General features: G+C 64.3%; 22 protein-coding genes. 17 read left to right on the top strand and 5 right to left on the bottom strand.

Annotation, left to right across the window (positions count from 1 at the left end; all coding sequences use genetic code 11):
* The first annotated feature begins 13 nt into the window (after window positions 1–13).
* The 7 genes from BFL28_RS05095 to BFL28_RS05065 all read left to right on the top strand — a co-directional run bounded on the left by BFL28_RS05095 (window position 14) and on the right by BFL28_RS05065 (window position 8,838).
* The gene (locus BFL28_RS05095) at window positions 14–1,876 is read left to right on the top strand and encodes a hypothetical protein (RefSeq protein WP_069319531.1); all 1,863 of its coding nucleotides are present in this window, start codon (window positions 14–16) and stop codon (window positions 1,874–1,876) included.
* Between the two features lie 263 nt (window positions 1,877–2,139).
* Window positions 2,140–3,222, top strand: coding sequence for a conjugal transfer protein TraN (gene traN, locus BFL28_RS05090; RefSeq protein ID WP_069319569.1), 1,083 nt, complete (start codon window positions 2,140–2,142; stop codon window positions 3,220–3,222).
* A complete protein-coding gene (locus BFL28_RS05085; RefSeq protein ID WP_069319530.1) occupies window positions 3,194–4,048 on the top strand; it encodes a type-F conjugative transfer system pilin assembly protein TrbC in 855 nt (284 codons plus the stop codon). The genes traN and BFL28_RS05085 overlap by 29 nt, the downstream gene beginning before the upstream one ends.
* A complete protein-coding gene (locus tag BFL28_RS05080; RefSeq protein WP_069319529.1) occupies window positions 4,020–4,625 on the top strand; it encodes a S26 family signal peptidase in 606 nt (201 codons plus the stop codon). The genes BFL28_RS05085 and BFL28_RS05080 overlap by 29 nt, the downstream gene beginning before the upstream one ends.
* 273 nt (window positions 4,626–4,898) lie before the next feature.
* Window positions 4,899–5,876: a type IV toxin-antitoxin system AbiEi family antitoxin domain-containing protein gene (locus BFL28_RS05075; RefSeq protein WP_206599082.1), complete on the top strand. Its 978-nt coding sequence runs from the start codon at window positions 4,899–4,901 to the stop codon at window positions 5,874–5,876.
* The gene (locus tag BFL28_RS05070; RefSeq protein ID WP_069319527.1) at window positions 5,869–6,783 is read left to right on the top strand and encodes a nucleotidyl transferase AbiEii/AbiGii toxin family protein; all 915 of its coding nucleotides are present in this window, start codon (window positions 5,869–5,871) and stop codon (window positions 6,781–6,783) included. The genes BFL28_RS05075 and BFL28_RS05070 overlap by 8 nt, the downstream gene beginning before the upstream one ends.
* 414 nt (window positions 6,784–7,197) lie before the next feature.
* On the top strand, window positions 7,198–8,838 hold the full coding sequence (locus BFL28_RS05065; protein ID WP_241527222.1) for an MFS transporter: 1,641 nt from the start codon (window positions 7,198–7,200) through the stop codon (window positions 8,836–8,838).
* A gap of 149 nt (window positions 8,839–8,987) precedes the next feature.
* Here the strand turns inward: BFL28_RS05065 and dinB are convergent, their stop codons facing one another.
* Window positions 8,988–10,067, bottom strand: a complete 1,080-nt coding sequence (dinB, locus tag BFL28_RS05060) for a DNA polymerase IV (protein ID WP_079246942.1) — start codon at window positions 10,065–10,067, stop codon at window positions 8,988–8,990.
* Window positions 10,068–10,147: 80 nt separating this feature from the next.
* The gene (locus BFL28_RS05055) at window positions 10,148–10,378 is read right to left on the bottom strand and encodes a hypothetical protein (protein ID WP_069319525.1); all 231 of its coding nucleotides are present in this window, start codon (window positions 10,376–10,378) and stop codon (window positions 10,148–10,150) included.
* A 212-nt stretch (window positions 10,379–10,590) separates the two neighbouring features.
* Between BFL28_RS05055 and BFL28_RS05050 the strand changes: the two genes are divergently transcribed.
* Window positions 10,591–11,451: an endonuclease/exonuclease/phosphatase family protein gene (locus BFL28_RS05050; protein ID WP_119184547.1), complete on the top strand. Its 861-nt coding sequence runs from the start codon at window positions 10,591–10,593 to the stop codon at window positions 11,449–11,451.
* Between the two features lie 356 nt (window positions 11,452–11,807).
* Here BFL28_RS05050 and BFL28_RS05045 read toward each other — a convergent pair whose 3' ends face one another.
* Window positions 11,808–12,578 (bottom strand): hypothetical protein, encoded by a 771-nt coding sequence (locus BFL28_RS05045; protein ID WP_131818603.1) that lies wholly within the window; start codon window positions 12,576–12,578, stop codon window positions 11,808–11,810.
* A gap of 315 nt (window positions 12,579–12,893) precedes the next feature.
* Here BFL28_RS05045 and BFL28_RS05040 point away from each other — a divergent pair, with 315 nt between their 5' ends.
* A complete protein-coding gene (locus BFL28_RS05040; protein WP_069319522.1) occupies window positions 12,894–13,085 on the top strand; it encodes a hypothetical protein in 192 nt (63 codons plus the stop codon).
* A 176-nt stretch (window positions 13,086–13,261) separates the two neighbouring features.
* On the opposite strand, the gene BFL28_RS05035 is transcribed toward BFL28_RS05040, so the two are convergent.
* A complete protein-coding gene (locus tag BFL28_RS05035) occupies window positions 13,262–14,206 on the bottom strand; it encodes a hypothetical protein (protein ID WP_069319521.1) in 945 nt (314 codons plus the stop codon).
* An 85-nt stretch (window positions 14,207–14,291) separates the two neighbouring features.
* A complete protein-coding gene (locus BFL28_RS05030) occupies window positions 14,292–15,524 on the bottom strand; it encodes a S8 family serine peptidase (RefSeq protein WP_241527221.1) in 1,233 nt (410 codons plus the stop codon).
* A 94-nt stretch (window positions 15,525–15,618) separates the two neighbouring features.
* On the opposite strand from BFL28_RS05030, the gene BFL28_RS05025 reads away from it, so the two are divergent.
* The 8 genes from BFL28_RS05025 (at window position 15,619) to BFL28_RS04990 (ending at window position 21,582) form a co-directional block, all read left to right on the top strand.
* Window positions 15,619–16,101, top strand: a complete 483-nt coding sequence (locus tag BFL28_RS05025; RefSeq protein ID WP_069319566.1) for an RNA polymerase sigma factor — start codon at window positions 15,619–15,621, stop codon at window positions 16,099–16,101.
* Entirely contained in the window at window positions 16,098–16,790 is a 693-nt protein-coding gene (locus BFL28_RS05020) for an anti-sigma factor family protein (RefSeq protein ID WP_069319520.1), read from the top strand. The genes BFL28_RS05025 and BFL28_RS05020 overlap by 4 nt, the downstream gene beginning before the upstream one ends.
* Window positions 16,791–16,890: 100 nt before the next feature.
* Entirely contained in the window at window positions 16,891–17,223 is a 333-nt protein-coding gene (locus BFL28_RS05015) for an ArsR/SmtB family transcription factor (protein ID WP_069319519.1), read from the top strand.
* 10 nt (window positions 17,224–17,233) lie between these two features.
* Window positions 17,234–17,662 carry an arsenate reductase (glutaredoxin) gene (gene arsC, locus BFL28_RS05010; protein ID WP_069319518.1) on the top strand — a complete coding sequence of 143 codons (429 nt, stop codon included), beginning with the start codon at window positions 17,234–17,236 and terminating at the stop codon, window positions 17,660–17,662.
* Window positions 17,662–18,690, top strand: coding sequence for an ACR3 family arsenite efflux transporter (gene arsB / locus BFL28_RS05005; protein WP_069319517.1), 1,029 nt, complete (start codon window positions 17,662–17,664; stop codon window positions 18,688–18,690). The genes arsC and arsB overlap by 1 nt, the downstream gene beginning before the upstream one ends.
* Complete coding sequence (gene arsH / locus BFL28_RS05000; protein WP_069319516.1) at window positions 18,687–19,433, top strand: arsenical resistance protein ArsH; 747 nt, start codon at window positions 18,687–18,689, stop codon at window positions 19,431–19,433. The genes arsB and arsH overlap by 4 nt, the downstream gene beginning before the upstream one ends.
* A 213-nt stretch (window positions 19,434–19,646) precedes the next feature.
* Entirely contained in the window at window positions 19,647–20,432 is a 786-nt protein-coding gene (locus BFL28_RS04995; RefSeq protein ID WP_069319515.1) for an alpha/beta fold hydrolase, read from the top strand.
* Window positions 20,425–21,582, top strand: a complete 1,158-nt coding sequence (locus BFL28_RS04990; protein WP_069319514.1) for a PAS domain-containing sensor histidine kinase — start codon at window positions 20,425–20,427, stop codon at window positions 21,580–21,582. The genes BFL28_RS04995 and BFL28_RS04990 overlap by 8 nt, the downstream gene beginning before the upstream one ends.
* Window positions 21,583–21,594: the final 12 nt, after the last annotated feature.

The following is a 21,594-nucleotide window of genomic DNA, read 5'->3' as shown; positions in this document are numbered from 1 at the left end:
ACTCGCCCAGAGCATGGAAGACCGAGCGCGCGCGGCCGCGGCAGCCTCGCGGGCAAGGTCGAGCGATAGCGATGCGATCCAGCGCAACTATGTGACGCCGGGCCTTGCCGGGCAGCCGATCAGCACGGTCGATGCCAAGCGCAGCTTCGAGACCAACCTCGCCTGCCAGAAGACCGCGAGCCTGCTAGAAATTCTGGTCCAGCCCTCGCCGACCGGCGACCTCGGCGCGGTGCAGGTTGCGCGCGACGTGGATCTCGACGGCACGATCGACAGCCGCTCGACCCTGCCGGTGCCGGTCTCGGGCTTGTGCGCCAACGGCATCATCTCGTGCCAGCCCGGCAGCTGGAGCGGCTGCCGCACCTATCGCTGGGACGTGGACAGCGCACGGAACCTAAAGCTCGCCGAGGCCGCCATGCCCGAACTCGCCGGCTGCTACTGCATCAACGCCAGCTGCGGCGCGAACCTCGCCTGGAGCAATATGCCCGGCGTGCTGCGCGACCTGGGCGGCGGCATGATCGGCGCGCTGACCACCGCCGATCCGCGAATCGGTGTCGCGCAAGCGCTGATCGAAGGCGCGATGATCCGCTATGTCGGGGCGCAGGCGACGGCCTGCACGAACAGTCCCGCCTTGTCCCAGCTCGCCTATCGCGCCACGCCCACGACCATTGCCGGCGATGCGCAGGCGGTCTCGGCGAGCAGCTCGGTGTTTCAGGCACTCTCCGGTTCGCCCGCTGGACTTGGGAAAGCACAGCAGCTGCGGCAATGCACGATCGAGCGGCAAGTCAGCGTCACCGGTGCAAGCATCGACGTTATCGTGCAGCGCGTTTCCGGCGGCTATGCCACCAACCGCTATGGCAAGTCGGTCGAGTTCCTGATGGGGTCGCCCGCCAACAATTCGCTCGAGGGCGGCAACTGCAGCCTGTTCGACTTTCGCATGACGCTGCGCGTCGAACAGCCCGAACGCATCACCTCTGCACGGCTCATCGAATATTTTGGCGATGACTGGGCGCAAGTGCGGATCGATGGCCAACTCATCGCCTCAGGACCAAGCCCTTGGACCAGCGAAGGCCACCCGCCCGCAAAATGCGAGCGCAACGGCGCCTTCCATGCAGCCCCCAATGTTGATCTGAAGCCTTGGCTCAGCAAGGGCGATCATGAGGTCTGGCTGCGCGTCGCGGTCGCCGATGGCGGTGAGGCCATGGCGCGCATCCAGCTCGAGCTCGACGACAGCTGCAAGTTCGGCGAACGGCTCGTCGACCGCTGCACTGCGATTGCCAGCGATCGCAAGTGCCGCCTCGACAGCGAGCATGTCGATAGCGTGCAGACATTTCGCAACGGCGTGAAGACGGGCCTCCATCCGCTGCCGCAGCGGCGGCAGTTCGGCACCTCGGCCTGCCCGGTCGAGCTGCAGCGAGATTTCTTCCAGCGCGACCGCGTTTATACCTGCGAAATTGACAGCAGCGCACTGCCGGCACCTGATCTTAGCCGTGGCACCTATATCCTCGACCGCTCGACCGAGGCACTGCTCGCCGATCGCGTGCGGACCGCAGATGGCGGCACGCAAGAGAGCATCAGGCCCTTCAGCCTGCCCGCGCGAGGCCCAGTCCCGGCCTGCGAACCCATCTGCAAGACCCGGGCACCGACGATCAACACCGCCGCCGCGCCACAAGGTGTGGTTGGCAGCCGCCAGAACGACCCGGCGTCGTTCGACACGTTCTACCATAGTTGCGGAGACGATAATCGATGCCCGCTCGGACCCGGCGAGGAACTGGTCTCCGCCTGTGGCTGCCTCAATGATTTTCCCGAGGCGGTAGTGATGATGCAGACCGTGCGCCTCGCCGGCGCCGATCTTACCTGCACCGCGGCGCCGCAATGATGGAGCGGCACTGGTTCACGCCAACCCGCGTTGCCCTGCTCCTGCTGGCGTTGATGGCGTTCATCGTCATGACCCAGACCGCTTGGGCAGCAGCCAGCGCTGACACAGGCGCGTTGTCATCGCGGCCAAGCTCGTTCGCGCTCCAGGTCAATCCGAGGCTCCCGACGGAAACCGGCCAGAGCGGTCCGAAAGCGCCGGTGCTGCCCGCCCTATGGAACCCCGATCCAGATTCACAGCCGGAGCCGCCGCCTGCGACGGCCCCAATGCCCAAGTCTTACTCTGCGCCCGCCCCAAGCCCTGCCCTTGGACCTCAACTATCGTCTGGCGGAGCAAGCCAGATCTGCGCCGCTGACCTCAACGGGAATGGCGATGCGGCCGATGCCGGCGAGGTCGCATCATGCATCGCTACCTTGCCCTCGGGCTGGCAATGCCCGCTCCAGCAGACGGCCTGCGTCACCGACGTCCAAGGCCAATATGCCTGCCCGCTCGGACCCCAACATGGTTGCGCGGTGCCGATCGGCGGATCCACGCCGACCTGTTCGCCAAACCAGTGCGCCGACCCCAGCGTCACCCCGATCGAAGAAGTACCGCCGATCGACGATCCAGGCACCCCGGCTGACGGCGGCATCGATGCCGATGGCAACTGCATGGGCCGGATCGAGATCTTCAGCGGGCGCGCGATGCGCTGTCGACCGCCCGGTCTCAGCGTGACCTTCGCCAGCTGTTGCCGTGACAAGGGCAAGATCATCAAGGATGGCATGGGCTCACAGCTGACCTCGCTGAGCACCAAGATCGCGGTCGCCAAGGGGGTGTTCAACGGGATGAGTGCCGCGTTCGCAGCGTTCAAGGCGGGTGCGACCGCCAGTCAGGCGGCCAACGCCGGCGCGAGCGCGTTGATCGCCGGGTTCGACCCAACCTCGCTCGCGATCAGCCTGGCGATCAACTTCATGATCGAGTTCCTGTTCAACGGCTGTGACAGCCAAGATATGGAAACGGCCATGCTGCGCAGCTCTGGCATGTGCCATGAGGTCGGCAGCTATTGCACCTCGAGCTTCCTCGGCATCTGTCTGCAAAAGGCTCGCGGCCATTGCTGCTTCAACACCAAGCTTGGCCGCATCATCCAGGAGCAGGGCCGTCCGCAACTCAAATCGTTCAACGGCGTCGGCTGGGGCACGCCCAAAAAGCCGCTTTGCCGCGGCTTCACACCCGAGGAATTCCAGGCGCTCGACTTCAGCAAGATGGATCTTAGCCAATATTATTCCGAGATCGAGTCGCGCGCGCAGGACCAAATTCAGATCCAGATGAAGGACAAGATCGATGCCTATCTCAAGGCCATCGGCGAGTAGCGCGTTTGGGCTCGCGCTCACGCTGGTTGGCGGAGCGGCGCTTGCTCAGGACACGGCGAAGAGCCGGATCGAGCGCGAAGGCGGCACCGCGATGCAGCGGCTCGAGAAGGCCGTCGGCAAGGCGAAGCTGCAGGAGTCCACAACCCGCGGCCCCAACCTGTCCGCACGACCCGACCCCCACTCGCGCCAGCGCGCCTTTGAAGGGTTGCGCAAGCATCGCATCTCGCCCGAAATCGACCAACGCGCACGCGCCGCGCGGGCCGCGGCCGAAACGCAGTTTGCGGCGCAACGCGAGCATATGGCCGAGCGCTTGCGCGAAGCGCTGGGTCTTCAGCCGGCCGAGATGGATGCCGTCGCCAAGGCGGTCACGCGACCGCCATCGAGCTGGGTGCCGGTGCTGTTCGTCTCCTCCTCGATGCCTTTGCCGGTCCTGCGCGCCTATGCTCAGCAGCTCGAACGAGCCAAGGGCGTGCTGGCATTTCGCGGCATGCCGGGCGGCATGCGCAAGATGGGGCCAATGGCCAAGCTCAGTACGCAGATCCTTCGGATCGACCCTGGCTGCGAGGGTCCGGCCTGTGCGATGCGCAACGTGCAGATCATCATCGATCCGCTCGTCTTCCGCCAGCATGGCATTGCCCGTGTGCCCGCGCTTGCCATGATCCCCAGCGATCCAGCGCAGCCCTATTGCGAGCGCGAGGCGGATAGCCCGCGCGCAGCCCATATCGTTTATGGCGATGCCGCGCTTTCGGGCCTGATTGAGGAGTATCGCCGCATCGGCGGTGAAGTCGAGGTCAAGAATGTTCAGGCTCTGCTGGGCGGCGCTTAGCCTGATCTTCGCACTGGCTCGGGCGCTCGCCCGCCTACCGCGGCAGGCGGCGGTTGCGCTCGGCGGGGAGCAAGCAGACCAGCCCGCTCGGCCCCGCCGGCTGCTCCTCGCGCTCGCCACGACCCTGCCGGTGTCCCTCGGCGGCGCCTGGGTACTGCCCCGGATTACGCTGGTGATGAGTCCGTCGGTCGATGCCTGGATCGTCAGCCCGGCCCCCGGTACGATCCACAAGGGGGATCTCGTCCAGTTCATGCTCTCGCATCCAGCGGTGGGACCCCAACCTGTCAGCGCGACCAAATATGCGCTCTGCCTGCCTGGCGAACGGCTCACCCTGGTCGAGCAGCCCGCCCCCTTTCCGGCGAACCGCCGTACCGGCCATTTCTACTGCAATGGCTCTCTCCTCGGCGTAAGCTTCCCGGTGGGCCCTAGAGGCTTGCGGCTCGAACATGCGCGCTGGCACGGCGTCATTCCCCCGGGATATGTCTATGTCGGTTCCAGGCACCCTCGCGGATTTGACAGCCGCTATGTCGGCTTGGTGCCGCTCACGGCATTGCAGCGGATGCGGCGGCTTCTTTGACGATCTGCCTGCGCGCGTGGTCGCCGAGATTTCCACCACATCCTGCCAACTGAAATTGCGATAGAGCCGCAACGCAATTGGCAAGAGCGAGCGCACCAAGCACGGCCTGTTCAAGGTGTCCCGTTTCGCCCGTTAGATTTTGCGTCGTGGCATCGCTGAGGAACGGGAGGGTTTCAACGCAGGCCATAGCCGTCGCTTAACGGGAACAAAGACACGTATCAGATGTCCTATGTCCTAAGGACATAGGACATCTGATACTGCGTTGCAACCACTTTGCAGCAGGCCGCAACTCGCACAAACTACTTGACGATTCCTGTATCGAACTCCATACGTCCTAAGGACGTATGGAGTTCGATACTGATGTCGATGTATCTTAGTCAGGCAATTATTCGACTGCTGACCGACGACAATCTGCCGCTGGTTACCGAGTATAGCCTTTATCAGCGCGTGCGCCCGATACTGGTGCAAGGTAGTTATGCCGGCGAGGCAATCATCCGTCTCCCCAGCTACTGGAAGCATACGCAGCTGCGCGCTATGATCCGTACGCTCGAGAAGAAGCGGATCCTCGCATCGGACGATGATTTCAAGGCCGGCGTCTGGCGTGTCATCCAGGCGTCTAACGCCCCGACCGCAGAAGAAGCGATCGTGATGGTCGACCCCTTCGCCTACATCTCGCATCTCTCGGCAATGCAGCGTTACGGCCTTACCGACCGCGCCCCTGAGGCATTGCACATGACCACCCCAGCGCGGCCGTTATGGACGCAATTGCGCGACGCGCGGATGGAAGATGATTATGAAGAAGAGTTCGACATGGTCAATTTGCCGCCGCTGATCCGTATCGGCGTCAAATCGCAGGTCCGCCGCCGGTCTGTCGTGATGCACGAATCCAAACACCCTGCAGATCCCACCCCAATTGCCGGCACCATTGCCAAGATTGCGCCGATCGGCCGGGTTTTTGTCGACATGCTCGACCAGCCGGCCTTGTGCGGCGGCATCCAGCACGTGCTGGATTGCTTCGAACGCCATAGCGAAGACTGGCTGCCCGATATCGTGGCAGCGGTTGATGCCGTCGATAGCCCGATCGTCAAAGTTCGCGCTGGCTACATTCTAGACGAAATGCTCAGTCTCACCGATCCGCGTATCGCGCGCTGGACCGCGTGTGCGCAGCGCGGCGGTTCACGGAAGCTCGATCCCCAGGCGGCATATGGCAATACCTACTCCGAAAAATGGATGATCGCACTGAATGTCTGAGCCCGTCCTGCCCTCCGACGCCCCGGTCGATACTGTCGATGTCGATATTCGCGCCTGGGTGGAACGCGCGCGCGCCGATCCACAACTCTACCGTGATCGCCAGGTCACCGAGATCGTACTTGCTGCGATCGGCCTGTCACCCTCACTAAAGGAGAGCTTGGTCCTCAAGGGCGGCACCTTAATGGCGATCGCCTTCGGATCGCGGCGCGGAACAGGCGACGTCGACTTCTCGGCAACAGTGGAACCCGACGGGTTTGCTGAATTGCTACGCGCCGAACTCGACGCCAAATTGCCTACCGCGGCAATCAGACTGGGATATCTCGACTTGATCTGCCGCGTGCAAGGGCTCAAGCGGCGCCCCAAGCCCGAGCTGTTCGAAGGTGCCGACTTCCCAGCACTCGAATTGCGAATTGCCTCGGCCGAGCGCGGTACGAAACAGGAAACGGCGCTTGCGGAAGGTCGTGCCGGGCGGATCCTCATTGTCGAGGTCAGTTTTCGCGACCAAGTCTATGCCTTTCAGGAACTCAACCTCGGCCGCGCCGACGTGGCAGTGCAAGCCTTCACCGCAGAGGAACTGATTGCAGAAAAGCTCCGCGCATTGCTGCAACAACCGATCCGCAACCGCAATCGGCGTCAAGACGTCTACGATATCGCCTTTTTGATCGAAGCCAATCCGCCAAGTGCGGAAGCGCGTGAGCAGATCCTCGCCACCTTGCGTGAAAAATGCCGGACTCGTAATATCACGCCGGACAGCAACTCCATCAACGATCCTGAAGTCGCGGAACGGGCCGAGCGCGAATGGAATACGCTCAAGCTCGAAATCGCAGATTTGCCCGTATTCGCTCCGCGCTTCGCTCTCGTCCGCGACCTGTATCTGGCGCTGCCTTGGGAGCTTGAAGGCCAATAGCTGCTCACGCCTGAGAGCAGGGCTACCCGCTCAGCCATCCTTACGCAAGATTGACGAGCGTCAGAACCGGGGCAAGGTCGCTTACCCATGCGAGTGGTGTGTGCGACTTTCTCAAAAGCACGCGCGGCCGGGATATCATCGCCTATTTACAGTTGCCGGCATCCACGCGGATTTGACGGCCGCTATATCGGCTTGTGCCGCTCGCGGACTGGCAACGGATGTGGCGGCTACTTGACCAACTGTGCGCGCGCTCGCCCGCGTTTCCACCACACCCGGTCAATGAAAAATCTTTAGAGGCTCAATGCGATTGGCAAGAGCCGGCGTGCCAAGTACGGGCCGGATCAAGGCGTCGGGAGGGCTTTAGCAAGTGCAGAACCGCTCATGACGTCGCTCGGACAGCCCAGACCAGGCAGCATGATCGCGCCATTGCGCTATGCCCGCTTCCGCAACATCTGGCTGGCAAGCCTGCTCTCCAACCTCGGATTGCTGATCCAGGGCGTCGGCGCTGCTTGGGCAATGACCGAATTGAGCAGCAGCGCGACGCTCGTGGCGCTGGTGCAGACGGCCACGATGCTCCCGGTACTCCTGATCGCTATCCCGGCCGGGGCGATTGCCGACATGTACGATCGCCGTACGGTTTCGATCGTTGCGCTGTTGATCTCGCTTACGGCGGTGAGCCTGCTCTTCATCCTGTCACTGCTGGGCGAGGTGTCGGCGATCGCCATCCTGGCGTTCTGCTTCGCCATCGGCTGCGGCATGGCCTTGTTCTGGCCAGCATGGCAGTCGTCAGCTGGCGAGCAGGTGCCGGTCGAGAGCCTGGCCGCTGCCGTGGCGCTGAACAGTATCAGCTTCAACATCGCGCGAAGCTTCGGCCCTGCCCTGGGCGGCGTCATCGTCGCCGCTGCCGGCGCGGTGGCGTCCTTTGGCGCGAGTGCGCTGCTGTATCTGCCGATGCTGGGTGTGCTTCTTGCCTCGAGCAAGACGCATGAGCCATCCCGCCTGCCCCCCGAACGGCTCAATCGCGCCCTGATCTCCGGCATTCGCTACATCCTGCACTCGCCGGCCATTCGCATCGTCATCGGCCGAGCGCTGCTGCTCGGCTTGCTGGCGGGCTCCGTAACCGCGCTGATGCCGCTGGTTGCCCGAGACCTTCTCAATGCGCAGGCGAGCACCTTTGGCGTGCTGCTCGGCTCCTATGGCGTGGGCGCGGTCGCTGGCGCGTTCAGCGTCGCGCGCCTCAAGCTTAGGCTTGGCTCCGAAGGTGTCGTCCGCGTCGCCACGATCATTCTGAGCGCCGCGACCTGCACGATCGCGTTCAGCCGGAGCGAATTCCTGACCTGCGTTGCGCTTGCGGTGGCAGGCGGCGGCTGGATGCTCGCGACGACGGCGCTTAATATCGCAGTGCAGCTGCCGGTGCCGCGTTGGGTCGCGGGACGCGCGCTCGCAACCTTCCAGGCGAGCATTGCCGGGGGCATTGCCATCGGAAGCCTGGGTTGGGGCGCGGTCGCCGATTCAACCGATGTCCAGACGGCGCTGCTGATCTCGGCGGCAGGCATTCTCGCCTCGATCCTGTTCGGACTGCGCTGGAAGATGGAGGAGGCTCGAAGCGACGGCGCGAGTGCATCGCCGGATTTGCCCGATCCGACGGTAAAGCTGGCCGTGACGCATCGCAGCGGACCCGTCGTGATCGAGCTGGAATATCGCGTTGCGCTTGACGACGCGCGTCCCTTCTACCGCATCATGCAGCAGGTCCAGCTCAGCCGGCAGCGCAATGGCGCCTACGCCTGGTCAATCGCGCGTGACCTGGCCGAGCCCGAGCTGTGGGTCGAACGCTTTCATTTTCCGACCTGGATCGACTTCCTGCGCATGCGTAACCGGCCCACGGCGGGCGAGCGCTCGCTGGAGGACCAGGCCAGCGCGTTTCAGATCGGCGGTGAGCCTGTTCGCATCCGGCGTATGCTCGAGCGACCGTTCGGATCGGTGCGATGGAAAGCGGAAGCTCGCGACCGTGGCCTGCCCGCGACCTTCATAACTGGCGCCGGAGGTGGCGCGTAGCGAGTGTGGCACTCTGGCACTCGGAAGGACCTGGCTTTTTTCTCCCCGATCTGATTGCCGATGCCATAGGAGAGGTGACTGTCGCAACCGGACGGCAAGCTGGTGATCGGACTTGATCTCCGCCGAGAGACGACCAGCAACCGGAGTGATCAGCCTTTGAGATCGAGCAGCGGCAGCGGTTCGGAGGCCTCACGCTCGAAGTTGGAGACCGTCACACCGACCAGCCGAATGCCCATCGTCGGCGGGTAGAGCGTACGGATGAGTTCGACGCTGGTGCGCCGCAAGTCGCCCGGATCACGCACTGGACGCGCGGCAGTCCGGCTGCGCGTGACCTGCCGGAAGTCAGCGAACTTGGCTTTGACCGTCACGGTGCGCCCGAACATGCCGCGATCGGCGCACCAGGCCGCGACATCGTCGGCCATGCGCAGCACGCCGGCCTCGATCTCCGCTGGGTCGACCAGATCACGCTCGAAAGTCGTCTCGGAACCTGACGACTTGCGCTCGCGGTTGGGGTTGACGGGCCGGTCGTCGATCCCGCGAGCGATGCCGAAATACCATTCGGCTGAGCTCCCGAAATTGGCGACCAGGAACTCGCGCGATTGCGCCCTCAGATCGCCGCCGGTCTCGATGCCGAGCCGTTTCATCTTCGCCGCGGTCACCGGTCCAATGCCATGAAATTTAGTGACCGGCAGGTCCTCGACCCAGGCGGCACCCATGTCAGGTGTTACCGCAAACTGCCCATTGGGCTTGCGGTGATCCGAGGCGAGCTTCGCCAGGAACTTGTTGTAGGAGATGCCGGCTGAGGCGGTGATACCAGTCTCCTCAAGGATGCGCGCCCGGATTTCCTTTGCGGTCGCCCATGCGGTCGCGATGCCGCGGCGATTGTCCGTGACGTCGAGATAAGCCTCGTCGAGCGATAGCGGCTGGATGAGTTCAGTGTAGTCGGCAAAGATCGCGTGGATCTGGGCAGACACCGAACGATAGACGTCGAACCGGGGCGGCACGAAGACAAGCTCGGCGCAGCGGCGCAGCGCCGTGACCGATGGCAAGGCTGAGCGCACGCCGAAGGCCCGCGCCTCATAGCTTGCTGCCGCAACGACACCGCGCCGCCCGCCATAGCCGACCGCCACTGGGCGGCCGCGAAGCACAGGATCGTCGCGCTGCTCCACCGACGCGAAGAACGCATCCATGTCGATGTGAATGATCTTCCGGACAGGTGCATCGCTCACATGAGCCACATAGCAAGGCTCGAACAAAATGTGAACTCGCCGCGATCACGACCGATCGAGCGCCCCTGCCCGACCTGCTCCTAACCGGCAGCGACGATCGGCCGCTCGAGCCGCACCGTGTCCAGCAGGCGCTCGACTTCCCCGATCTCGCGCGAGGTGCCTGAGGGCGCGACCGACCAGTTACAATGCGCATGTGTGGCGGCGTCGTGCACCTTGATCGGTCCGATAACGGCGCGCCACCGCCGCTGGCTGCCGCCGGCCTTGCGCATGAGCTGTTTGACAAGAAGATCCTGAAGCTGGCTCGCCGTCATGGCCGACGCTCTGCATTGGACAGGGCTGCATCGCAAGAGCGACGATTTCAGGACGCGCCCTTCCCTGGCCTAACGGCAGGTCGGGCAGGCTGAAGATACGCGCGGCTCGGCTGCCGAACGCCATTCCCAGCGGTGTCGGCCCGCGATACTGACCGGCGATGCTTGCTCGCTTCACAGTCCTCCTCCTCGCCACGTCATTGACGAGCAGCTGCATGAACGCGCCCGCACCGGTCGCGGCCAAGACGCCGGGATCGCTGAAGCTCGCCAGCTGGAACCTCGAACATCTCGCCGAGCGTGGTGGCGTGGGTTGCCGCCCGCGCAGCGAGGCCGACTATGCCGCGCTCCGCCGGCATGTGTCGGCGCTCGACGCCGATGTCATTGCTTTCCAGGAGGTCGAGAGCCGCGCCGCGGCGCAGCGCGTCTTCGATCCTACGCGTTACGATGTGCTGATCTCCGGACGCCCAGCGAGCGGTCGGGGTGGCAGCTGCTATGGCAATCCCGGCCAGACCATCGGCCACCAGGCCGTTGGCTTCGCGATTCGCAGGGGCGTGCGCTGGACGCGCAATCCGGATCTGGCCGCCCTCGCGGTCGGCAATCCCGACCTGCGTTGGGGCGTCGACATCACCGTTCAGGGCGCTCGGCCGATGCGGCTGCTCGCATTGCATCTCAAGTCCGGCTGCAATTCCGGTCGGACGTCGACCGACGCGGATTGCCCGGTGCTGTTCAGCCAGCTCCCGGTGCTCGAGCGATGGATCGATGCGCGTGCTGCAGCTGGTGAGACGTTCGCGGTGCTCGGCGACTGGAACCGGCGGCTCGCCGCCCGCGGCGACACCTTCTATGCCGAGATTGATGACGCCGATCCGGGCGATGCCGACCTGGCGCTTGCAGCTGGCGATCGTCAAGCCGGCTGCAAGGCGCGCTATCGCGAGTTCATCGATCATATTGTACTCGGCGCCCGCGCCGCTCAGCGGCTCGTCCCGAATTCATTCGAGGAGTATCGGTACGGCGACGTACAGGAGGCTGAGCACCCTTCCGACCATTGCCCGGTGTCAGTAAGGCTCGGCTGGCCGTGAGAACATCTCGCTGCGCCTTTCGCGGAGGCTCGCCGACAATGTCCCGTGCGGAACGGCGTGAACTGGACTGGTTGCTGACTGGTAGGTTTCAGATCGCGGTGATTGAATAGCAGCCGTCCGGCCGGGCACACCAATGTTAATCGCTCTAGCGACGCCGCTGTTGCACCCGTGCGAAGCTGCCCAGCAGGGTGTTGCAAGCCTAAAGATGCTGGAAGCTGTTGCGAAGAGTAAGCTCTTCTGACCAGACGTGCACATCGTCGCCCGCAGCCCGGTGGCGTAGCTGCCTCGCTTCGGCACTCCCGAAGCGAGGCATGGATTGATACTCAAAGTCCCCGATCGCGCGGAGCTTCTCATCGTTAGATAGCGGCTGCCCTGGCGCGGGAGGACGAATGACCGCCATTGCGGTAGAGGATTTCACGTGCCTCGTCAGCATCGACACCCGAGGCGTGGACAGTCACCAGGACGCCGCCGCGCTTGAGTTGATCTCCGTAGTAGCTCGCATCTTCGTCGCTGACGCCATGCTTTTTCAGCGCTTCGTTGAAACTACCTGCGGCAGCGCCGGCAACCGCGCCGATCGCCATCGCTTCGGGGACCACCGAGGCAGCGATTGCGCCGAGCGCTGCCAGTGGGCCGACACCAGGTATTGCGAGCGCGGCAACGCCCAGCCCTGCACCAAGTGCACCGCCGCCGAGAATCCCGCGAAGCATGTTGGTATGTTCTTCGTCGGTGATCTCGCCGCCACCCTCGCGCGTGGTCATCGTTCCCTTGGACTGAGCAATGAGCGAAAGTGAACTGTCGTTGACACCAGCGCGGCGCAGTTCGGAAACGGCACGTTGCGCCTCGTCGTTGCTGTCGAAGACTGCGGAAATCACGCCACCGCCAGAGTGACTCATGCTGGCCTCTCCGCCCATGGCGGCCGATACACCTCCCGTGCCGCCCATGACTGCATTCGCGGCGCGATCAAGCGGGCCACGGTTGGGGTCATCTTGGCCTCCCAACGCGTTCTCCATCCGATCTATTGGACCGCGATTAGGATCGTCGCGTCCTTCAAGTGCGTTCTGTGCCCGATCCAGCGGCCCACGATTAGGGTCGTCGAAGCCAAAAGCGCCTTTGTTGTTATCGCTCATATCTGCTCTCCTGCACGCTCGGGACATGATCAACAGTGAAAGTTCACTGGGGATCACGGTTAGACAGGCTCAACGCGTTTCGATGGGGTAAGGTTCAACGTTGCGCCGGTAACCGGCACTCATCGTTGCCGGCGCAGTCAATGAAGCGTGTGCTCGAAATAGAATCATCTGTTGCCTGCTTCAGCGTGTCCGGGGGCAAATGCATTGCTCCCTCGCCGGGCAAACGGTGCCGGAACGAGATCGTTCTGAACCGTTCGAACTGACCCGCGTAGTGTTGGGTGCCGCGGCGTTGCCGTAGCTGGGGGAAAAGTTGCGATGAACACAGAGACGGCGAAGCCGCTCGATGAGGCCTCGCGCCAGTTCGACGCGATCGTGAACAACATCACGATGGCATTTTTGTCATGGCCGAGCGACAGCAGTGCGTCGCTCCATGCGCAGTCGCCCAAGGACAGCCCACGAGTTCGCGCCCATGGAGGACGCGACAGCAGCGTTTTCGAAGGCCGCTAATCGCGCTTGTGACTGGCCACCATCCGCATCGCATGTTCGCGCACCTCCGGCGCAAACTTATTCGTCGTCGGCCCTTACAGGCTCCGCCTTCTCTGGACTTAGAGCCTCCGGCAAATCCAGCGCGGTTCAGTGCTTGAACGCTCCCCAGTTCGCTGGGGAGCGCTCGCGTCTATAGTTCAATCCGCCGACTCCTGGGACTTGGCGGTGTTCTTCACCTCTCCCTTGCCCATCGCCGAGACGAGCACGTCGCCATCGGCACTGAAGTTGCCGGCGGGCAGCGTCGCGACACGGTCGCCGACGCGCACCGCCAGCGATTCGATCCGGCCGCGCGCGTTGCGGTTTACCTCTTGAACCCGGCCGACGAGCCGCCCACGGGCGTCCTCGATCCGCATGCCGGGGTTGATCGCAGGCGTCGAGCCGCCACTCAAAGCGAGCATGCCCTCGCCAGTGCCGGAGGCCGAGCCGGACGCGCCACCGTTCCCGGCCGATCCACTCGCCGAACCGCTACCCGAGCCCGATGCGCCGAGCGTCCCGCCCAGGCCGCCGGCGACGCCCTGCGCGCGGCCCACGGCCTGGCCCGTGGCGTCGGTCGCCCGATCTCGCGCCGCGCCAGTGACGCCACGCACACGATCCACCGCGCCACTGGTGCGCTCGCGCGCGCCCTGCACGGTGCTGCGCACATCGTCGGTGCCGATCAGATCAGCCGAGGCGCTGCCCGAGGCACGGCCGGACGCACTGCCGCTGCCCGACGTGCCTACACTGCGGCCCAGCGCGCTCGTGCCATTGTCGACTGCGCCCGCAATGCCGCCATCGGCACTGCCGCTAGCATCGACACGGCCGCTGCGACGATCGACGCGCTTGTCAGCTTCGACCACGCCGTGCGCCGACTTGCTCGCACGCGTCGTGGTGGTGATGGGCTCGCGAGTCCGCTCGATCGTGCGGCCGATCGGCCGATCGAGCGATCCGCCCAGGCGTCCGCCGCCCAGCGTGCCGCCGAGCTGGCCGCCAAGCCCGCCACCAAGCTGACCGCCAAGGCCGCTACCGCCCAGCAACTGCGCCGCAGCCGGCGCGGCGATCGTCAGCGCCGCAATGGCGGCAGCGGAAAGGAACAGCGTCTTCATCGTCATCCTCCTTGGTCAGGCGCCGCGTCACGCGGCGGTGTCAGGAGGGGAACGGATGCCGCGCGCGCTTTAATCCGAAAAAAGTTCAGCGCGATCGAGTGGCGCAATCAGCGCAAACCAGTCCGCGGCCCAGCCCGCGCCTGCCGCGCCCCTGCGCCTCCCGGTCGAGCGCCACCAACGCCGCATCGACACCGCCCTCGCCAAGATGCGCCGACAGCCGGGCGGCGACGAACGGCACGGCAAAGGATGTGCCGCGCACCTGGCGCGCTCTGCCGTCCGTACCGACCGCCAGCAGGTCAGCGCCCGGCGCTGCATAGTCCAGCTTCGTTGCGCGGCCGGCCTCGATCAGCACGCGCCCGCGCGCGTCGACGCCCGTCACGGCGATCGCCTCGCGATAAGAGGCGGGATAGGCCGGCCTGGCCGCGGGGCCATCATTGCCGACCGCGGCGACGACCACCGTGCCAAGCCGCCGCGCCGCCGTCACGATGCGGGCGAGCAGCGGATTGCTCGGCCCGGTCAGGCTCACCACCACCACTGGCACACGCTCGCGCGCCATCCAGGCCAGCGCCTGGCCGATCGCGGCGGCGTTGCCGCCCGCTGGATCGCTGCCATAGACGTCAGCCACCACCAGCTGCGCGCCCGGCGCGCTGGCGCGCACGCCGCCGCCGCCGGTCAGCAGCGAGGCGATCCCGCTGGCATGATCGCTCGCGCGCGGGCTTCCTTGCGCGAACCCCAGCTGCCGCGAGAGCCCCGGCGTGCCCACCGGCACGCCGCCGTCGATGATCCCGATGCGGCCAGCCTTGCCGCCCCGCCGCTGCACCGCGGGGCCGGCGGGGGCGACCGGGCCGATCGTTCCGCTGGGGAAATAGAGCGGATCGGCGCTGACTTCTCGCCCGCCGGCCAGCGCCTCGAGCTGTTTTATCGCACGCGACAGCGTGATCCCGCGCGGCGTCGCGAAACGCGCATAGCCGACGCCCAGCCCGTCCAGCTCGACACGCTCGATCAGGCGAAAACCACGGGCCGCCGCCGCCTGTGCGACGGCGTCATCGGCATCGACCATGATCAGTTCGCCGGCGCGCACGGCATTGCCATCACGGTCCAGCACGATCCGGTCGGGATGCCGCCGCACCAGGTCGCGAGCGCGCTGAGCCTGCGCGCGCACCAACGCCTGCGCGTCGCCCAGCGTGTGGCTGACATCGGGCAGAACGTCGGTTACGCGATCGACCACGCCGCCCACGCGCGGCAGTTGCGGCAGCAATTGCCCCTGCGCTGGTCCAACCGCGCACAGCGCCGCAGCGATCAAGCCTGTCCACTTCATGCGCGCGATCCTAGCGCTGGAAAAATTCTGCGTCATGCTGGATGAAACGGATCGCCGCGTCCGTTTCATCCGCGAACTTGAAGGAACCCGTTGGTTGCGCTTCCAAGAGCAACTGCTCGATCACCTGCCGCGGCTACGCCGTTTCGCTCATGCGCTGGCGCGCAATGCGGCGGATGCGGACGACCTGCTGCAGGCATCGGTCGAGCGGGCGCTGCTTCGGCGCGAGCAATGGGAGCCGGGCACGCGACTGGACAGCTGGATGTATCGCCTGATGCGCAATCTGTGGATCGACACCGTTCGCGCCGAGACGAGGCGCGGCGAGACCTTCGTGCCGCCCGACGCGGGCGAATTGCTCGGCACGGCGGGCAATCAGGAAGCGGTGGTCGAACTAGGCAAGGTTGGCGTCGCGCTGCGCCAGCTGCCGCCCCAGCAGCGCGAGGCGGTGGCGCTCGTCGTGATCGAAGGGTTTGGCTACAAGGAAGCTGCGGAAATCCTCGACATTCCGATGGGAACGCTCACCTCGCGGCTGGTGCGCGGGCGCGAGGCGCTGATGGCCCGGCTAGGAGAAGCGGCATGACGATCGATCCCGAACAGCTGATGGCCTATGCCGATGGCGAGCTTGGCCCGATCGAGGCCAAGCGCGTCGAGCAGGCCATCGCCGCCGATCCGGCGCTGGCCGACCAGGTCCAGCGTCATCGTGCGGTTGCCGCCTCGCTGCGCGATGCGTTCGCCCCGGTTGAACGTGCGCCCCTTCCGGACGGTGTCGAAGCGATGTTGCGTGAGTCAGCCAAGGTCGTGCCGCTCATGTCCCGGCCAGCTCGCAGCGAGCGCCCGTTCTGGATCGGCGCGGTCGCCGCGAGCCTCGTCGCCGGCCTTTTCGCGGCGCCGCTCGTCATGCCCCGTGGCGATCTGGCGATTGAGAATGGCCGCACGCTGGCTCGCGGCGACCTCGCCCGCGCACTCGATACGCAGCTTGCCTCGACCCAGGCCGACGATGCCGCAACCCGCATCGGCGTCACCTTCCGCGACCGCAACCAGCGCCTTTGCCGCAGCTTCGAGCACGCCGAGACCGGCGGGATTGCGTGTGCATCAGGCAAGCAATGGCAGGTCGAGCGGCTTTATGGCGGCATGGCGGCACCGGGTGCCGAATATCGACAGGCCGGGTCCCCAGCCGCGCAATTGATGGCGCATGCGCAGGCCATAATGTCGGGTGAAGCGCTCAATACGACCGACGAAGCGGCCGCCATTGCCGAGCGGTTGCGTTAGCTGCCAAGGCCGGCTGGGACGCCTGCCCATCATCCCGGGTGATGCAATGCGGGAAGCACGACGAACTAGTCTACCGTGATATATCCGCTATGCTGGATATATGGAAAGTGATTCGGCCATCGGCGCGCTCGGCGCGCTCGCACAAGCAACTCGGCTCGATGTGTTCCGCCTGCTGGTTCGGCATGAACCGACCGGCATGGCAGCAGGCGAGATTGCTCGGCAACTTGATGTTCCGCAGAATACGATGTCAGCGCATCTTGGCATTCTGTACCGAGCCAGGCTGGTTCGCGCCGAGCGCAAAAGCCGCTCGATCATTTATCGCGCTGACCTGGACGGTTTGCGAGCGCTGACACTGTTCCTCGTCAAGGATTGCTGTGCGGGCAGCGCTGAGTTGTGCGCGCCCCTTGTCGCCGAACTTGCTCCCTGTTGCTGAGAGGATCGCCGTGGCTTTCGATATCGTCATCTATCACAACCCCGAGTGCGGGACGTCTCGCAACGTCTTGGGATTGATCCGCAATGCTGGCATTGAGCCGCACGTGGTCGAGTATGTGAAGACCCCGCCTTCACGCGCGTTGCTCGTCGAGCTTGTCGATCGCGCCGCCATTACCCCGCGCGATTTGTTGCGCGAGAAGGGCACGCCCTACGCTGAGCTTGGACTAGATGACATGTCGCTCGTCGACGACGCGTTGCTCGATGCGATGGTGGCGCACCCGATCCTGATCAATCGCCCGCTGGTCGTGTCGCCGCTGGGCGTTAAGCTTTGCCGCCCGTCAGAGGCGGTGCTCGACATTCTACCGGACAGCCAGAAAGGCGCTTTCGCCAAAGAGGACGGCGAGCAGGTGATCGATAGCGCCGGCAGGCGGATCGGCTGATGAGCCGGTTCGAACGCTATCTGTCGATCTGGGTCGCACTGTGCATTGTGGTCGGCATTGCGCTTGGGTACGCGGTGCCCGGCTTCTTTGCGATCATCGCTTCCGCTGAGATTGCGAAGGTCAACCTCGTCGTCGCCGCGCTGATTTGGCTGATGATCATCCCCATGCTGTTGAAGATCGATCTGAGTGCGCTCGGCTCGGTCCGCCAGCACTGGAAAGGTGTCGGCGTCACCCTATTCGTCAATTGGGCCGTGAAGCCCTTCTCAATGGCGGCGCTGGGCACGTTCTTCCTGGGCTGGCTGTTCGCGCCGCTTCTGCCAGCTGCCGAGATTCAGTCCTACATCGCCGGGCTGATCTTGCTCGCGGCTGCGCCATGCACGGCCATGGTGTTCGTCTGGTCGAACCTTTGCGAAGGCGAGCCGACCTTCACGCTCAGCCAGGTCGCGCTAAACGACGTGCTGATGGTGTTTCTGTTCGCACCGCTGGTTGCGCTTCTGCTTGGCGTCGCATCGATCACAGTGCCCTGGGACACGCTGCTGCTTTCCGTAGTGCTCTACATCTTGATGCCGGTGATCGCGGCTCAGTTGATACGGCGCGCGCTGATTTCATCCGGCGGACCTGCCGAGCTCGATCGCGTGCTCGCACTGATTGGGCCGGTGTCGCTCATGGCGCTGCTCGCAACGCTGGTGCTGCTATTCGGCTTCCAAGGCGAGCAGATCATCGCGCAGCCGATTGTCATCGCGCTGATCGCGGTGCCTATCCTCATCCAGGTCTATTTCAACGCCGGCATTGCATACTGGCTATCGCGCAAGCTCGGCGTGGCATGGTGCGTTGCCGCGCCGTCAGCATTGATCGGCGCTTCCAACTTCTTCGAGCTTGCCGTGGCAGCCGCCATTTCGCTGTTTGGTTTGAAAAGCGGAGCGGCGCTGGCAACCGTCGTTGGCGTTCTTGTCGAAGTCCCCGTCATGCTTTCGGTCGTCGCGGTCGTGAAGCGAACGCGCGGGTGGTATGAAGGTAGAACAGCATGAGCCGCGTCCGTGTCCTGTCCGATCCGTTGAGCTTGCCCGCCCTGGACGCAGCCTATGCCATTCGCCGGCCAGCGATGGGGCTGGGCGACGATCAACCGCCGCCCCGCATCTTGCTGCTTTATGGGTCGCTACGCGAGCGCTCGTTCTCGCGTCTGGCGGTCGAAGAGGCGGCGCGCTTGCTGCAGTTCTTCGGTGCCGATACACGGATATTTGATCCATCCGACCTGCCATTGCCGGATCAAGTTGCGGGCGACGATCATCCGGCGGTGCATGAACTGCGAGAGCTGGCCTTCTGGTCGGAAGGCATGGTCTGGTGCAGTCCAGAGCGGCACGGCCAGATCACTGGCATCATGAAGGCGCAGATTGACCACCTTCCGCTCGAACTGAAGGGCCGCCGCCCGACACAGGGACGCACGCTGGCCGTGATGCAGGTGTCTGGCGGCTCGCAGTCGTTCAACGCCGTCAACACGCTTCTCCTGCTCGGCCGCTGGATGCGCATGTTCACGATCCCGAACCAGTCGTCAGTCGCGATGGCCTACAAGGAGTTCGACGAAGTAGGCCGGATGAAGCCATCGAGCTATTACGATCGCATCGTCGATGTGATGGAGGAGTTGGTGCGTCTAACGATCCTGTTACGGCCGCACGCCGTGCAGCTGGTCGATCGCTACTCGGAACGCAAGGCCGCCTGCTTGGCGGCTGAGCCGACCGCCGACCATTCGGCCATTGCTGTCGCGCGCGCCTGACGTGTGAACCACAGGATGTTCCATCGAGCAGGCACGTAGCTGCGCACCAATGGCAATCGTCCGACAATAGCCTGATTCAACGGCAGCATTTGGGTATCCGACGGCTTGGCGGTACGACCGAAAATGCGGCGTATAGCTGACGTGGCGCCGCTGAGCTGAATCGCGAGGACAGCTCCGTGGCGCCGCCTACTGGAAGCTGATAGTGTCGCGCGCATGAACCAGGCACGAAACAATGTGAAAGTCTCTGGCGCGGGCTCCCGCACCATGATGTTCTCGCATGGCTTCGGCTGCGATCAGCATATGTGGGGGCTGGTGGCGAAAGAGTTTGAAGCCGACTTCCGCGTCGTCCTGTTCGATCATGTCGGCGCCGGCCGGTCGGATTTAAATGCTTACGATCCCGAGAAATATTCCAGCCTGGGCGGCTACGCCGATGATGTAGTCGAAATCGGCCGTGCATTGCAGCTGTCGAACGCCGTGTTCGTCGGGCATTCGGTGAGCGCGATGATCGGCGCATTGGCCAGCCTCAAGGCGCCGGACATGTTCTCCGAGCTGGTGATGGTCGGCCCCTCGCCGCGTTATGTCGACGACGGCGATTACGTAGGTGGCTTCTCGCATGGGCAAGTGGACGAGCTACTCGAGTTCCTGGCGGCCAACCATCTGGGATGGTCGGCTGCAATGGCGCCGGCGATCATGGGCAATGCGGATCGTCCGGAACTCGGCGAGACGCTCGCCGACAGCTTTTGCGCAACCGATCCGGAGATTGCCCGCCAGTTTGCCCGCGTAACCTTCTTCTCGGACAATCGTGCCGATCTCTCGCGGATCGAGGCTCGAACGCTCGTTCTGCAATGTAGCGAGGACATCATCGCGCCGACCTGCGTCGGCGAATATGTTCACCAGCAGATCCCGAACAGCGAATATCGCTTGCTGAATGCCACCGGACACTGCCCGAATCTCAGCGCGCCGGCGGAAGTGACGGCGGCGATCCGCGCCTTTGTCTGAAGCCGCGCCCACGGAGGATCTGCAGGACCTCTACGAGAACGCGCCTTGCGGCTATTTGTCGCTATCGCCTGCCGGCCGCATCGTGAAGCTGAACACGACGCTGGCTGTTTGGCTCGACACATCTGCCCATGCGCTGGTGGGACAATCGGTCCACGCCTTGCTCTCGTTCGGAGGGCGGATCGCTTTCGAGACACACCTCGCTCCGACCCTGCGGCTCCAAGGCACCGTTAACGAACTCGCCCTGGATCTCGTCGGTGCAAACGGCGGCAAAGTACCAGTGATCGTCAATGCGGCCGAGAAGCGAGGACCGGATGACGCGCACCTCTTCACGCGCATGACAATTTTTAAAGCTGTCGATCGGCGGGCCTATGAAAGAGAGCTGGTCGAGGCGCGGGATCGGGCCCAAGCCACAGCCAACGCCGAGCACGACATCTCCATGCTTCGCGAGCAGTTCATCGCCGTTCTGGGCCATGACCTTCGCAACCCGCTGGCCGCGCTTGCTGCGGGTCTAAGCATGCTACGCAGTAAGGAGACATTTTCCGACCGGGGTCAGATCATCGCCAAGGAGATGGGCGCAAGCATATCTCGCGCGACCGCGTTGATCGAAAATGTGCTCGATTTCGCGCGAGGCCGCCTCGGCGAGGGCCTGACGCTTGTCCGTGATGCTGATGAGCCGCTCGCTCCGGTACTCGAGCAGGTCGTCAATGAAATCAGAGCGGTCGTTCCCGACCGGCAGATCATCACGCGCTTCGCGCTCGATCGACCCGTGAATTGTGATCGCGGTCGCATGGCTCAGCTCGCGTCGAACCTGATCTCGAACGCGGTGACCCATGGCGCCGCGGGCATGCCGATCGACGTCGAGGCGGAATGCTGCGACGGTCAGCTGACATTGTCAGTGACAAATGGCGGCGTGGCGATCCCACTTGATGCACAGGCTCGGCTGTTCCAGCCATTTTTCAGGGGCGCGGTTAGGCGTAGCCAACAGGGGCTGGGCCTTGGACTGTTCATTGTAAACGAAATCGCGAAGGCACATGGCGGCGAGATGAAGGTCAGCTCGACGGACGAAGCAACCCGGTTTACCTTTACGATGCCGCTGTCAGGATCAGCGCAGCGTGATCCTGAAGCCTCCGAACCCTTCGCGGCGGGCTGATCGCGTTCCGGA

Source organism: Sphingomonas turrisvirgatae, from assembly GCF_001721295.1.
In the GTDB taxonomy this organism is placed as follows: domain Bacteria; phylum Pseudomonadota; class Alphaproteobacteria; order Sphingomonadales; family Sphingomonadaceae; genus Sphingomonas; species Sphingomonas turrisvirgatae.
The sequence above is the reverse complement of the archived record's forward strand: the minus strand, read 5'-3'. Positions and strand labels throughout refer to the sequence as shown.